This is a genomic window from Bacteroides salyersiae WAL 10018 = DSM 18765 = JCM 12988 (assembly GCF_000381365.1).
GTDB lineage: Bacteria > Bacteroidota > Bacteroidia > Bacteroidales > Bacteroidaceae > Bacteroides > Bacteroides salyersiae.
Genome location: NZ_KB905466.1, coordinates 399,624 through 412,920, shown reverse-complemented (window position 1 = coordinate 412,920; position 13,297 = coordinate 399,624). Strand labels below are relative to the sequence as shown.

The 13,297-nt window shown below is 35.0% G+C and carries 14 protein-coding genes and 3 pseudogenes; 5 read left to right on the top strand and 12 right to left on the bottom strand.

The features are described from left to right. Positions 1 to 43: 43 nt before the first annotated feature. The 3 genes and pseudogenes from HMPREF1532_RS01630 to HMPREF1532_RS01620 all read right to left on the bottom strand — a co-directional run bounded on the left by HMPREF1532_RS01630 (position 44) and on the right by HMPREF1532_RS01620 (position 3,112). Entirely contained in the window at positions 44 to 1,792 is a 1,749-nt protein-coding gene (locus HMPREF1532_RS01630) for a glycosyltransferase family 39 protein (RefSeq protein ID WP_005923923.1), read from the bottom strand. 366 nt (positions 1,793 to 2,158) lie between these two features. After that, positions 2,159 to 2,335, bottom strand: a pseudogene (locus HMPREF1532_RS01625) (GGGtGRT protein); the annotation flags it as partial. Between the two features lie 180 nt (positions 2,336 to 2,515). Beyond that, a pseudogene (locus HMPREF1532_RS01620) lies at positions 2,516 to 3,112 on the bottom strand (putative polyvalent protein kinase domain-containing protein). A gap of 455 nt (positions 3,113 to 3,567) precedes the next feature. Between HMPREF1532_RS01620 and HMPREF1532_RS21455 the strand changes: the two are divergent. From HMPREF1532_RS21455 to HMPREF1532_RS01600, 5 genes are all read left to right on the top strand, one after another. After that, on the top strand, positions 3,568 to 3,714 hold the full coding sequence (locus HMPREF1532_RS21455) for a hypothetical protein (protein ID WP_005923914.1): 147 nt from the start codon (positions 3,568 to 3,570) through the stop codon (positions 3,712 to 3,714). Between the two features lie 37 nt (positions 3,715 to 3,751). Beyond that, positions 3,752 to 4,231 (top strand): DUF3871 family protein, encoded by a 480-nt coding sequence (locus tag HMPREF1532_RS01615; protein WP_044094474.1) that lies wholly within the window; start codon positions 3,752 to 3,754, stop codon positions 4,229 to 4,231. Between the two features lie 142 nt (positions 4,232 to 4,373). Further along, positions 4,374 to 5,009 carry a recombinase family protein gene (locus tag HMPREF1532_RS01610; RefSeq protein ID WP_005923908.1) on the top strand — a complete coding sequence of 212 codons (636 nt, stop codon included), beginning with the start codon at positions 4,374 to 4,376 and terminating at the stop codon, positions 5,007 to 5,009. A 578-nt stretch (positions 5,010 to 5,587) separates the two neighbouring features. Next, complete coding sequence (locus HMPREF1532_RS01605) at positions 5,588 to 5,944, top strand: lipocalin family protein (RefSeq protein ID WP_005923906.1); 357 nt, start codon at positions 5,588 to 5,590, stop codon at positions 5,942 to 5,944. A 136-nt stretch (positions 5,945 to 6,080) separates the two neighbouring features. Next, positions 6,081 to 6,392: a hypothetical protein gene (locus HMPREF1532_RS01600; RefSeq protein ID WP_005923904.1), complete on the top strand. Its 312-nt coding sequence runs from the start codon at positions 6,081 to 6,083 to the stop codon at positions 6,390 to 6,392. Positions 6,393 to 6,755: 363 nt separating this feature from the next. On the opposite strand, the pseudogene HMPREF1532_RS20685 reads toward HMPREF1532_RS01600, so the two are convergent. From HMPREF1532_RS20685 to HMPREF1532_RS01560, 9 genes and pseudogenes are all read right to left on the bottom strand, one after another. Continuing rightward, a pseudogene (locus HMPREF1532_RS20685) lies at positions 6,756 to 6,932 on the bottom strand (GGGtGRT protein); the annotation flags it as partial. Positions 6,933 to 7,098: 166 nt separating this feature from the next. Further along, positions 7,099 to 7,689, bottom strand: a complete 591-nt coding sequence (locus HMPREF1532_RS01595) for a putative polyvalent protein kinase domain-containing protein (RefSeq protein ID WP_005832800.1) — start codon at positions 7,687 to 7,689, stop codon at positions 7,099 to 7,101. Between the two features lie 193 nt (positions 7,690 to 7,882). Next, a complete protein-coding gene (locus tag HMPREF1532_RS01590) occupies positions 7,883 to 8,338 on the bottom strand; it encodes a lipocalin-like domain-containing protein (RefSeq protein ID WP_005923901.1) in 456 nt (151 codons plus the stop codon). Between the two features lie 51 nt (positions 8,339 to 8,389). Then, positions 8,390 to 9,028 carry a hypothetical protein gene (locus tag HMPREF1532_RS01585; RefSeq protein WP_004310782.1) on the bottom strand — a complete coding sequence of 213 codons (639 nt, stop codon included), beginning with the start codon at positions 9,026 to 9,028 and terminating at the stop codon, positions 8,390 to 8,392. A 6-nt stretch (positions 9,029 to 9,034) separates the two neighbouring features. Beyond that, entirely contained in the window at positions 9,035 to 9,445 is a 411-nt protein-coding gene (locus HMPREF1532_RS01580; RefSeq protein WP_004310783.1) for a hypothetical protein, read from the bottom strand. A 1-nt stretch (position 9,446) separates the two neighbouring features. Continuing rightward, positions 9,447 to 9,695, bottom strand: a complete 249-nt coding sequence (locus HMPREF1532_RS01575) for a hypothetical protein (RefSeq protein WP_004310784.1) — start codon at positions 9,693 to 9,695, stop codon at positions 9,447 to 9,449. An 871-nt stretch (positions 9,696 to 10,566) separates the two neighbouring features. Next, positions 10,567 to 11,154 (bottom strand): tyrosine-type recombinase/integrase, encoded by a 588-nt coding sequence (locus HMPREF1532_RS01570; RefSeq protein ID WP_004310785.1) that lies wholly within the window; start codon positions 11,152 to 11,154, stop codon positions 10,567 to 10,569. Between the two features lie 150 nt (positions 11,155 to 11,304). Next, entirely contained in the window at positions 11,305 to 11,751 is a 447-nt protein-coding gene (locus tag HMPREF1532_RS01565) for a JAB domain-containing protein (RefSeq protein ID WP_004310786.1), read from the bottom strand. Between the two features lie 85 nt (positions 11,752 to 11,836). After that, on the bottom strand, positions 11,837 to 12,856 hold the full coding sequence (locus tag HMPREF1532_RS01560; protein WP_004310787.1) for a DUF3871 family protein: 1,020 nt from the start codon (positions 12,854 to 12,856) through the stop codon (positions 11,837 to 11,839). Positions 12,857 to 13,297: the final 441 nt, after the last annotated feature.

Here is a 13,297-nt window from a genome sequence, read left to right as displayed (position 1 = left end):
AAACAATTTCGGTATTTGAAATAAGATTTTTTCTTTTATCATCTTATTTTTCGGGCAGATATAGCACAAAATATTGGTTTTCGAATACAGTCTTATATTTATTTTTTTCTATAAATTCGGTTATTACCCTATGCTTTTTATTACTTCTGAAAGGGCCTGTCTCAATACCACAGTCAATCAGGTAGTTTTCGCTTGGTTCTCCGAACTCTTTGCCTATACTGTTGAATTTTTGTCGCAATATAGCAGGAAGCGGACCACTGTAATTATTTAATTTGTGTCTAAACAGAGGTTCTCCTAATAATTCCGGCCAGGAGCATCCGATAAAAGGTTTGGTGCGTGTCATATAATTTATAGCTGGAATACTGCCATAAGCAAATAGGTGATCGCCTTGTTTGATATAAGGTTTTATTCCTATTAACAAGTCATTGAGAATCTGTGCCCTTTCCCGGCTCGTATAAATATGTTTAACTCTGTCGTTTTGAATAGAATATCGCTTTTCGAAAAGCGGACCACCATCAAAGTATACTCCGTCACATATGGCCTTTGCTCCACATGCAAGGATATATACCCCCAATGTAAGCAGCAATGTTTGTCTGACAGCCCATTGCGGTATGGCTGGAATATGAATATTTTGAATCGATAGATAGAATGAGATTGCCATAGGCATCCCTAACCAATAGATGATGCTTCCGTTATTGACCATGCCTCCATCACTGCCGAGAGGTATGATCATGATCATCGAGAGTCCGGCCCATGATAGCATTTTTATCTCTTTATCTTTGTTCAGAACGATATTTCCCAATATCCCGACCATACTGAAAGCACACAAAGTGAATACTACGTTCTCTTTATAAAAGAGAATGGCAAGTAAAGAGAAAACGATGATCCGGACAGGCAATAATACCACCTCCTTTTTTATATATTTAGCAGATCCCCAAAATATAATATAAAGTAAAACAATCTTTATTCCTAATTTGAGAACTAAATAATAGATTCGTACTTGTGCAAATATCATATTGGATAGGGTATGGGAACTCGTACCACTATCATCTTCTGCTATAAAGAGCAACTCACGCATGTTATTGACGAAAGGTTCATAATGTCCCCAGACTTTCATTAGACTGATGATACCCATTATTCCTATAATAAACGAAACTGTAAATACCAGGCATCTGTTGATGCAGAGACAAACTGTTTCTCTATAATAAAGAGCATGCAATATGACCAATAATATGATTCCGTAATCTAATATATTGGGAATGCGTGAGAAAGAGTTGATTCCTATTATGATACCACTTATGATGAAATATAGATATTTATTTCTGTTTAGCCCTTTAAATATATAAAAGATAGCTGTCGTATACAAGAGACTGGTTATAAGATCATTGTAAAAAGTCATTGGCATGGCTATATAAGATATCGTGACCAAGACACAACCTATGATTATAGCCGACATTGGAATCTGTTTTCTAAATAGTTTATATAATAGATAGATGATTATCATATTATTGACTATTCCCAATATGCGCATATCGAATATCCCTGCATCAGGAAACAGTGTCATAAAAGCACCACCAATGACCCCGCTCAAGTAATACATAAAGTTGTATTCCACGCATTCCGGATTTTGAAATATGTTATCGTAAAAAACCATATAAAACCCGGAGTCACATAACTCGAATCCGATAAAAGCAGAAATTAGTTGATAGGCGATAAGGAATAAAAATGTAATGCCAAAAGCTGTTTTCGGCTTTGCTTCTATAGTATGGTAAAGATTAGATAATGCGTTCATTAAGATATTTATAAATTCTTTTATGTTATTGACTTGTATAAGCTTCTTTTAAAAAACATGCAAATATAGTCAATTATTGGTGTACGATTCTTTTTCTTCTTTTAATTTTTTGACATTACAGATCTGTTGAATAAGTGTTCTTATTAAGATTTGGTGGAATGATCACAATAAGTCACGCTTAACCTTAGATAAACAATTTCAATTTGTGCTATGATTCATTCCAATTTCGTCATTTAATCACGGCCGATTATGAGAGAATAGTAAGCGAGAAGTTATGAAGAAATACTATCTGTTCATGCAGTATATATAATGAAAATCCCCATAACATTATCAGTTACAGGGATTTATTATATTGTAATAGTTAAATTACTTAGCTAAAGCCTGAGCTATGTCAACCGCACAAGCCACTGTACAACCTACCATAGGATTGTTACCAATTCCCAAGAATCCCATCATTTCTACGTGAGCGGGAACGGATGAAGAACCGGCGAACTGAGCATCTGAGTGCATACGTCCCATCGTGTCCGTCATACCATATGAAGCAGCGACACTGTATCCCCGTAAAACAATCAAACATTATTCTAAATGCTTATTTTACAGATAAATATTTAAGTACTTAAAAGAACGCTCCAGATTACAAATCTCTGTATTTTGAATAATTGGTCGTGAATAAGTCATAAAGAACTTATTTATACCCTTTATCACTGTGTAAAGATAGTGGTTTTATTTTTCTTTCCTTCTTATTTGTGTATCAATAAAATATAAATCATTATCAATCCCATAGAGTACATTGTTAGGAACAGCATCAAAGATTTCGTATTGTTCATTATGGAATTCATCTATGTAGTCCATCTCGAAACCAAGTGCTTCCATGTATTAAGCAATTTCACTTTCTGTAGCTTCACGTTCAGCTAAGATATAGGGCTGTATAAGAACTGCACAAAATTCATGTTGACTGTTATAGGCAAAGCCAATCATGTGATAGGGAACATTACTGAAGAACTTATTATGTGCAGAAATACGAATGAAGAAATTTCCTAAATCATCGCCTGCGTATTCAAAATTGTTTAGCTTGACAACAATATTGTCTTTGTCCCCTGTATAAACTTCATTTTCTCCTCCCTTACTTAAGAATTCTATGTTCAGTTCAGAGAGAGAAATCCATAAGTTATTAGAATTGGCAAATGAAATCAGTTCTTCGATTTGCCCTCTCTTATAACTTTCTGTTGGTTCAAGCGTTCCTGCTGCTTCCTTTTTTCTTCTAATGATAGAGGCTGCTTGCTCCAAGAGGCTATTGATTGGCGGGTACGCTCTATCCATTCTTTATGAAATTTGTTGATGTATTCCATCTTTTGTTATGAGTATGAGTTTATGCAAATGTAGTTAATATGTGAATATTAAACAACTATTTTATTGATAAGTTGATACATATTATGAACTTTACTCAAAAAACACTCCTACAAAGCCTCCAAATCCTTATATATGAAGAATAATAGATAAAAATAAGATTAAATAAAACGGTAGTTTCCGAATCAGCTACCGAGAGACCAAATCCCTGTTTTTAGTTAGATTATACATTAGATATAATCACTGGAAGTGGGGATTTTCTCGTATTTATATTCTTTCTCAATCAGGGAGCTAAAGGCTCTCTTTATTTTTTTTCTTCTCACTGCTCACCTGTTTACCTCACCTCCCATACTCCTCTGATCGCCTTATTAATGAAATAAATAGAAACAATAAATTATTAACAATTAAAAAATAAGGGGAAAATAGAAATGAAAAAATTAAAATTGATTATTGAAGTAGTAAAGTTTATAGGAATCATAGCGCATCTTTTGGAAGCGTTTGATTACATAGAATCCTTTATTAAAAGGAGAACTCAACAGAAACCAAATCCCGTAGGATTTAAAACAGAAGAATAATTATGACCAAATTTGAGAAGATTGAAACTGGTCTGATCTGGTTATTGGCAGAATTCCGACTGCTCTCCATAAAAAAGCAAGCGAACTCAGAGAAGATGAAAAGACTTTGTTTTATCAAAGAATGGCATTTTGCTTTGAGATTAAATCCATAAGTAAAACACTCAATGGAGAAGAAGTATATCTTTGTATAGGCGGTGTACGCAGTTATCACGAAGAAAATCTTTATTCAAGGAAAAGTCCGGAGAAATTTAAAATATTCATCGGCTACCGATTAAAGGTTTGTTCAAATCTCATGCTAACTTGTGATGGATTAAAAGAGAAACTGGAAGCTATGTCTGATTTGGATATATACCAATCGGCAATAAAACTATTCACGTCTTTTGAATCAGAAGTAAATCTAAGACTTTTAGAGAATATAGGACGCACTAGATTAACAATTCAACAGTATTGTCAATTAATAGGTCGGCTAAGACTTTATCAAGTATTACCACTGTCAGAACAAAAAAAACTACCATAAGAAAAAGATATACACCGAAGAGGGTATCACTGAGAAAAGGTGGTATCCTCTTTTTGTGTTCAAATCAAGGATGTGTTCAAATTAATCTGATAGACTGTTTTGAATACATCTTTTCGTGTTATCAATTTAATTAAAGAATAAAATGAAAACAGCCGTAATATATGCTCGTGTTTCGTCAAGTAATGACAGACAGGACACGAGCAGACAAATAGAGGATTTAAAGAAATATGCTATCTCACAGGATATAGAAATTGTGAATATATTCCAAGAGCATATTTCAGGTGCAAAGAAGATAGAGAAAAGACAGATTTTAGGAGAATGTCTGGAATACTGTAAACGTGAATCTGTGAATATTCTACTTTTGTCTGAATTGTCAAGACTAGGAAGAAGCACATTACAGCTTCTTCGCTCTTTAGATATATTGCATGAATCGAAAGTATCGGTTTACATACAGTACTTGGGCTTATATACTTTGCAACCAAATGGGGAAGTTAATACAATAGCTTCTATCATGGTGACAGTACTTGCAGAAATGGCAAATATCGAAAGAAGCAACATCCAATATCGTTTGAATAGTGGTAGAGCGAATTATATTGCTAAAGGTGGAAAACTTGGCAGAAAGGCAGGTTCAACCAAAACGGATGATAAGAAGAAAGAAGAATATAAAGAAGTCATAACTTTACTAAGAAAAGGTTATTCAATCAGAAATATAGCTAAGCTACAAAGTATTGGTATTTCCACCGTTCAACGGATAAAAAATCAGTTTATAAAGCCATAAGCATAAAATATCGGTGGGGTGGAAAATTTCAGAAATATAGTTTTTATATGGGCAGTCTTGAATTTTTCCACTACCATAGATTTACAAAGCAGAGATTGCTCTCAACTTTTAATAAACAATAGTTCTTGCTATTACAAACGCTTTTCGTAACTTTGTGGCAATTTCAGATACCTAATGTGTTGGGACTGAAAGGACATATTAGTTAACGAAGAGCGTTTAAGATATTACCTTGTTCAGAAAATCGCCAATTTAATGAACAACTCAAGGTGATAGGCAAGAACGCTCACGTCAATGTTATATACCTATCTTGTTAAGATAGTCTATATATCGTTTGGCGTGGGCTTGTTTATCATTGAGTTGTGGGTGTTTGGCGATACCTCTGAACTGTGATATTCAAGTTCCCACGCTTTTTTCATTGTATAATATATCCAAAGGGAACAGGATACATAAAACGATATAGGACTACGAATCAGACATTAAGAAACAACTTTTGCTACTATCTTTTAAGTAGCCAACTCATTTTTTGAGCAGCTTATACTACAAATTAAATTATTAACGAAAAAGATTATTTACAGAATATGAAAACATTTAGATTTTTTGCGACTTTATTGGTTATTGCTTTATGTGCAGGTTTTACTTCTTGTAGTGACGACGATGATGAAAATCCGTTAGTAGGTGTTTGGTCTTATACGTGGGGAGGTGGAAACAAAGAAATTGTTACTTTTAAATCAGACGGTAAAGGAACTTGGGAATCTTATGATGTGTATGATGATGAGTCTAATACAGAATCATTTTCTTATACATTTGACGGTAGTACTAAGTTGGTTCTTGATTGGGGAGATGATGACCCTGAAACTTATACAGTTGAAATTTCTGATAACAGTTTGAAGTTAATCGAAGAAGGAGGGCATACAGAAACCTTTACTAAACAATAATAGAATTTAAAAGCATAGTGCTAGTCTTATAGATTGGCATTATGCTTACAATATTCTAAGATGATAATAACAAATAAGATATGATGAAAAATATTATTTATTGATTTGCCTTTTTTCTTTTACGGTTAGTGAGGTAATGGCACAATCTTCACAAAAGAAAACGGTTTTAGATTTTACTCCTAAAGTTCCACAGCAAGTTATTAACCTTGCATTAGAAAGAGTTAAACAGAAAGAAGTTGCTTGTTATGTCAATGGAACGATTCAGAAAAAGAGGTATAAAATTGTAAATTATACAACTTCGGTTTCCGTTGATGTGAAGTATAATGTTTGGTTTGAAGTTGTAGACCCCTGTAGTGACATTGTTAAGAAACTTTGGATTCAATATAAAGAAACCAAGGAGGGAAAGTATGTTTGCACAAAAGATACTTTTTATACAAGTAAGAACTAAATTATAGTTACTTCAAGGAGGGAGGTATATGAAATTAAAAACGGTCACAGAAAAATAATAGGAGGTGTGAATATGATGAGTGGCTAATTGAAAACAGCGTTGATAATTAGTAGTTTATAGACTATTGATTTCTTGTGACGGTATAAAAAGTCCGTCACAGATACGTCATAGAATTACCAAGAATGTGGCGATTTACAGAGAACTTATAGAGTATAACATACGATACCGTCACAGTTGGTTGGACGATGATAGAATAGGAGAGTAGGTACAAATAAATAGGGAACAGGATAGAGTATAGTTATATAAAAAAGAAGAGCCTTCCGAAAAAGAAAGCTCTTCATATATAATCTGTATATCAGATAATTACTTGCTCAAAGCCTGAGCAACGTCAACCGCACAAGCCACTGTACAACCTACCATAGGATTGTTACCAATTCCCAGGAATCCCATCATTTCTACGTGAGCGGGAACGGATGAAGAACCGGCGAACTGAGCATCTGAGTGCATACGTCCCATCGTGTCGGTCATACCATAAGAAGCAGCGACACAGCATCCCTGTAAGTATTTGCAAGCTGTTATTAATCAATGCTATAATAGCAATGGGTAAACTCCTTGTTAGTAAATAAAAGAACGAATTATCAAAAAGGGCTGCATCATGGGCAAATGCCTATGCGTTACCCTTTAGATGAGAGTACTCCAAATGGAGTTAAGACCGTAATCTAATTTGCGTGTCAATGAAGTATAAATCTCCGTCTATGCCATAAAGTACATTATTGGGAACTGCATCAAACACTTCATAATCCGAATTATGGTATTCGTCGTAATAGTCCATTTCAAAGCCTAATGCTTGCATATAAGCAGCTATCTCGTCTTCCGTAGCTTCTCGTTCAGCTAATATATAAGGTTGTACGAGAACTGCGCAAAATTCTTGCTGACTGTTATAAGCGAAGCCTATCATTTGATAAGGCACATTGCCAAAGAACTTGTTATGTGCAGCAATGCGGATGAAGAAGTTCTCTAAATCATCCCCTGCGTACTCAAAGTTATTTAATTTTACAACAGACACATTACCATCATGGAACACTTCATTCTCACCACCTCTATCCATATAAGTAATATTGAGGTGTGATAAGTCAATCCATAGACCATTGTCATTGGCAAACTTTATCAGTTCTTCTGTTTGTCTTCTCTTATAGCCCTCTGTTGATTCAGTTTCTCCTGCTGCTTCCTTACTTCTTCTGGCGATGCAGGTCGCTTGCTCCAAGAGGCTATTGATTGACGAGTGCGTTCTATCCATTCTTTGTGAAATTCGTTGATGTATTCCATAATTTGTTTGATTATGAGTTTAAGACAAAGGTAATCATTCCTCTTTTAATAGCAATGCTTTGGTTGTTATATTCTTGCGAATGGGGTGTTGTGGAACATTCTATAAAAGAGAAGCAGCATAAGAGTTCCCTCAAATGCTGCCCTGCCTTAAATTAGTTTGGCAATTAGTTAATCTTCTTGTAGGTGGTCGTAGTAATATCGTCTAACTCTAAACCACCGTCATCCGTATTATCCCAATCCTCAAAGGCGAGAACCAATTTATTAGCTGTAAGCTCATTGATAGTAAGGACATCCGAATAACCGTCATCGTAAGAGATAGTCAGCTTATTGCCTTTCAAAGACCAGCGACTTGTTTCTGTATATCCACCGTCCGCATAGCCTTCTGTGCAAGTACCGTCAGCTTTGAACTCCCATAAGCCATTGGTGTAGGCTTCATCAGAGGTGACAACTTCCTTGCCATTCTCCACTTTGTGAACCTTCTCCCAAGTGGACTGCCATTTACCTATAAGGTTGGCTTGGTCAATGATTGTCTGTTCTTCTTCATCATCGCTACAAGCTGTAAAGTTTACAGCCAACATGACCATTAACAAGGTCATTCCAATTAATCTTAAAGTTTTCATTATTAAATTGTTCTTTAGTTAGTAATATGTAAACTTTTCTCTCAATCGCTCTCATTTGTACTTATATTGACATAAATGTAAGTTCACGTAGTTGCCATCATGATATTCTTTACATTCTACCCAATTATTATGATTGTCGTATTGATATTCAAACTCTTTCTTTATTCTCTTGCCATTCCACCAAGAGTCATATAAGATTATATGTCCTAAATGATTATATTTAACGATAGCTTGTTTCTTTACACCGTTATCATCCCAATCAGATACTATTGTTCTGCCTGCTAACTGTCCTTCCTTTTCTGTGTCTTTAATATAACGAGTTATATTCTCAATAGTAGAACCTTCATGAGTTGGAGCTGGCTGTGGATTCATATATCCTTTAAGCATATATTCTTTAATATGTACTTTGCTGCCTTCAAATGTTCTTGTGTAAAGTCTTGATTGAAATCCATTTAGATAGCTTATTGTGTCACAACTCGCAATCTTTCCATTAGTAAAAAGCAACTTATGTTCAAGGTGTAATCTTTGAGTTTCCTGCATATTGTTATGAGGTGAGTACCATTTACTAATATCTTTTCTCTCAATAGTAAATGTTTGTGCTATTAATCCTTGAATAAGTTCTTTATTATGCAAACTGCCATATAGTCTGCTGATATGTATTGAGTAAATGTCTATAACTGAATGCCACATGATGATTTATTCTAATGAGAAACCTCCTAATTGCGTATAACTTTTTAAACAATATTGCATTCCCTTTCTTGAAGTTTTACCTGTTACGATAAGAGTATCAAATCCTAAAGTCATCAGTTGTCTTATGAAAGGTTTGTTTGATAATATGTATTGAGATATATCTCTAAATTCAGAATCCTTTATATTATTATCGTTCTCTATGGAGATTTTAAACCCACTTCTTAAAAAGAATGCACTCATTTCATGCGCATAGTTTGTATCTCCAACTGTTATAGAGACTTTGCAGAATCTATCTAACGCACCAGAACAATAGCTGTCTTTGAAAGTTTGATTCATCGTATTTATCAACTTCATTCGCTCCAATGAAGTACCTACTAAAGAATTGAGTAAGTTTTTAAAGAAATCGACAATATTCATATTACACTAATTTATCATTTACTAAATCCTTAATCTTTAAGAGTTCTCTGTAATTGAATCTGTTGTTATTAATCATTGCTGTTAGTTCCTCTGCTACATCTTTATTGTTGGGGTGTTTGTCTGGGTGAGCTTGTTTGATAAGCTCTTTGTATAGCGGTTTTGCTTTAGCCATGCTCTCAACAATATTGTATGCTTCATCACTTGTTGAATGATTCTTAGAACAGAATAGTCTGGCAAATATATTATTCATAGTATGCCTTTCAATTATTAAGAGAACAGCCATGCTGCTATTCCAATTACTACCAGAACTATAAGGATAACAAAGAATTCTGATAATTTGGGGTCTTCCCCATTATATTGCATTTTAGTCATAATTAGGATATTTGCGCTCATCTGTTCCCAAAGATGAGCATAAATAAAAAAGATGTGGGAACACTATTTGCTTTATCTTACTGACGGGCTTCTCGCATTGCCTTTGGAGTAGATAAAACAATAGCGACCCACACCAAAGGGCATATAGAAACCTCGCAACTATGAGGTAGGTATATATCCAAGTGTGGGTGCTACTGCTATCATCTTCACTCCATTTCAAATTTTGCGAGAATTTGTCAGTAGAAGATAATTTCAATAACACCTTTCGTTAACTATGTCCTTCCAACTCCCTAACGCATTAGTTCATTGGAATTGATGCAAAGATAATGAAAGGTTCTAAATTAATAGGCATGAAGTGTGGATTAATAGTAAATTCTATGCCCTCAAACATAGTCTGAATAAGATATTTAAGCAGAATTGCATCTGAACTCTCTAAATCCATGTGGGTATCAAATTCACTTCTCCCCATATAAGGACTAAATTCTGAATATTCTTACCTACCTTGAATTATTATCTTTAGGTCAGCATATTGTTGGATATTCAAGAAGTGCTACCTGTAACATGATTAATAAGAGTTGAGATAGTTATAAACTCTGTAAACTAATGGAATTGCATTACTTCTATAAGGCTGAAATGCCAAACTGTCAAGATTGGGCTTTAGATGTATCTAAGCTCAATATTTCATTGATTTGGGACAGAACCATTCAGACCACTATAAAGATGTATCTTAATAATCCTGTCCCAATCAATTAGAAGCTCAAACAGTCATAAGTCTGTAAGATTTCTTCCTGCCTTAATCCCAAGTATCTTTTAGTAATGGCAACAGAACTATGGTTGAACAGTTCCATCAGCTTTACTAAAGCAAGTTCAGCATTATCACTGTTCATGTTATAGACCTGTCTACCAAAAGTCTTTCTAAGAGAATGGCAGCTAAAGTTCTTAATCTTTAGCCTGTACTTCTTCTTCACCTCTTTAAGAATGATATTGATTCTCTGAATTGTGAAGATAGTGCCTTTCTGACTGATAAGGATTGGCGCATTGATTCCAACTGGATTTATATGCTCGTAGCACTCTTTAATATGATGTTGTAATTGTGGGTTTAGTCTGATAGTCCTTACCTTGCCTGTCTTTTGTTCAATTACTGTAAACTCGTCAGTATCTAATATCTGCTTCCATCTTAGAGATAGAATATCAGATATTCTTAATCCTGTGAAGCATCCTAAAGCTATAAGGAGTGAGATTTTATAATTCTCGTCTTTGGCTAACTTCCTTATGAGGTTCATTGCATCAGACCAAACAAGATAGTCTGCCGTTGTGCTTGAATATTTAAGTGACATAATGTTCTGTTTTATAATGAAATGAATAGAAGTGAATATTAATTCTGAGTTGGATTTACTAACTCACTGATTACTAAAGGAACATTCACTAATTATCAAAGTGAATATGATAAGGACACCCAACTTAAAAATTGAGTGCCATTTACCTTATTATAATTCTCCCTCGTCAGAGAAGCTGTAATATCCTGCATCTGTTAATATGAGGTGGTCTAAAACTGTAATCCTCATAAGTTGGGCTGCATTCTTGACCTGCTTAGTAATCTCCATATCCTGCCTGCTTGGTTTCAGATTACCGCTTGGATGATTATGTGCAAGGATAATGGCTACTGAATTGGTGAGCAATGCAGCTTGTAGAATTACTCTTACATCAGCACAAGTTTCAGTAATTCCACCCTCTGATATAAGAGTGTAACCTAAAACTTGCTTGGCTTGGTTAAGAAACAGTACTTTGAAGTATTCTTTGTAACAGATTGTACCCTCCTTATAGGTAGGAAGCAAGTATTTATAAGCATCCTCTGAACAAGTTACTTGATGCAGACTTTTAAATTTTGGTTTGTAGGACAGTTCCACTTCACCCACAGTATAATCTATATCCATAATGTACAATGTTTAATAAGTTGGTAGAAATAAAGAAAGGACACCAACTTAATGATGTCCCTTCCTCTCTCAATCAACAATCCACTCAGCCCAAGAACCAAGCGTATTCACTATCTCCTAATTTGGCACGTTGAATGCCTTGTACAAACTCTGTACAGTTAAGATTCCTCTCCAAGAAGTTATCAATGTAACTTGACTTTACAGAACCATTGAGCAGGTTTAAGAGCTGCCAGCCTGTAATGCTGTCCCCAGTACTCTTGAAATTCACATCAGAAACGAATGCTCTACAAGCTGCATTAATTTGACTGTCTCCCAACAATAGACGAGGTAAGCGTTTCTGTTGGTTGGGTGTAAGAGCTTGATATAATCTCATCCTGCCTATTATCTGGCAGAACTCACTCGTTGAGATTGACATCTGCCCAAGTGTCCTTAACAGATGCAGGTCTTTGGATGGGTTGTAAGCATGGAACAGATTCAATGCTGCTGCATATAGTTCCTGTACGCTTAGGACTTCTATCTTATCCTGCAAGCCGTCAGTAGTAAGCATTAAATTTGAGCACACACGATTACGAAAGCCTATGAAGATTTTAAATCTCTCAACAGACTTCTTACTGTATAGGTTAATCTCGTTATATGCTCTCACTCCACCAATGGATAACGCTAAACGATTACCGTATTCATCATGTACAATGGATGGAATTTCAAAACAGAAACACATTCTCTGATAGAACAAAGTTTTCTCTTCGTCTGTCAATTCAGATGCTTTCTTACCTAATGCACTTGGTATTCTGCCATTGATAGGGTGTGAGATTCTAATCTCTGGCATATCAAACTGTTCTCCATGAAAGTAATCCTTAGCTGCATCTACTACTGCACCTATAAAGGATTGGTGGCTTATGGTTTCCTCCATTGATGCAAAACTTGGAATGATGCAGTCTTGCTGTAAGTGCTGTAAGGTTACTTCCTGCGTGTTGGCTTCAATGAAATGGTTTACTCTCTTGGGTGCTGCTACTTCTTCCACAATGATTGCTTCTTCTGCAAACTCACCCATGTTTAATGATTCTCTACGCTGTGCCATAGCTGGCATAATTACTAAATCTCTCATAATGAAATTGAATTAAATGGTTATTGATTGAATGGATTTAATAGGAACAAACCTAAAACACAAGTGAATTTCTTCGCTTGTATCTTAGGCTGTCCTATGTCTTTCCCTAAAGATTCTTTCAAAGGAAATGAGGAGCATTAGTAAATTATTGGTTAGCTATGGCAATAGTGCATCGTGCCTGCTCTTGGATTAATAAGAATGCTTATTCCTGCCAACTATCAGACTGCATTTCTAAAGCATTCTTTTTATTTAAGAGCTATGAGGGGGTGTTTATGTGGGTAGGGGTGTCTTGTGCATTACTCTGATGGTTTAAAATTGTCATTACGAAGTAGCATTCATAAGGGCTGCTTACCCTTATCGTAGAAATTCAACTTTAGATGCTTCTAAAGTCAGAATAAGACAGAGTGGGGATTATTCGTACTATCTCTTAATATATTAATA

What these genes read in the sequence shown, in the direction of transcription:
- HMPREF1532_RS01630 (WP_005923923.1), bottom strand. Translation starts at nt 1,792, where the DNA reads ATGAACGCATTATCTAATCTTTACCATACTATAGAAGCAAAGCCGAAA.
- HMPREF1532_RS21455 (WP_005923914.1), top strand. Translation starts at nt 3,568, where the DNA reads ATGAAAAAATTAAAATTGATTATTGAAGTAGTAAAGTTTATAGGAATC.
- HMPREF1532_RS01610 (WP_005923908.1), top strand. Translation starts at nt 4,374, where the DNA reads ATGAAAACAGCCGTAATATATGCTCGTGTTTCGTCAAGTAATGACAGA.
- HMPREF1532_RS01605 (WP_005923906.1), top strand. Translation starts at nt 5,588, where the DNA reads ATGAAAACATTTAGATTTTTTGCGACTTTATTGGTTATTGCTTTATGT.
- HMPREF1532_RS01600 (WP_005923904.1), top strand. Translation starts at nt 6,081, where the DNA reads ATGGCACAATCTTCACAAAAGAAAACGGTTTTAGATTTTACTCCTAAA.
- HMPREF1532_RS01595 (WP_005832800.1), bottom strand. Translation starts at nt 7,689, where the DNA reads ATGGATAGAACGCACTCGTCAATCAATAGCCTCTTGGAGCAAGCGACC.
- HMPREF1532_RS01590 (WP_005923901.1), bottom strand. Translation starts at nt 8,338, where the DNA reads ATGAAAACTTTAAGATTAATTGGAATGACCTTGTTAATGGTCATGTTG.
- HMPREF1532_RS01585 (WP_004310782.1), bottom strand. Translation starts at nt 9,028, where the DNA reads ATGTGGCATTCAGTTATAGACATTTACTCAATACATATCAGCAGACTA.
- HMPREF1532_RS01580 (WP_004310783.1), bottom strand. Translation starts at nt 9,445, where the DNA reads ATGAATATTGTCGATTTCTTTAAAAACTTACTCAATTCTTTAGTAGGT.
- HMPREF1532_RS01575 (WP_004310784.1), bottom strand. Translation starts at nt 9,695, where the DNA reads ATGAATAATATATTTGCCAGACTATTCTGTTCTAAGAATCATTCAACA.
- HMPREF1532_RS01570 (WP_004310785.1), bottom strand. Translation starts at nt 11,154, where the DNA reads ATGTCACTTAAATATTCAAGCACAACGGCAGACTATCTTGTTTGGTCT.
- HMPREF1532_RS01565 (WP_004310786.1), bottom strand. Translation starts at nt 11,751, where the DNA reads ATGGATATAGATTATACTGTGGGTGAAGTGGAACTGTCCTACAAACCA.
- HMPREF1532_RS01560 (WP_004310787.1), bottom strand. Translation starts at nt 12,856, where the DNA reads ATGAGAGATTTAGTAATTATGCCAGCTATGGCACAGCGTAGAGAATCA.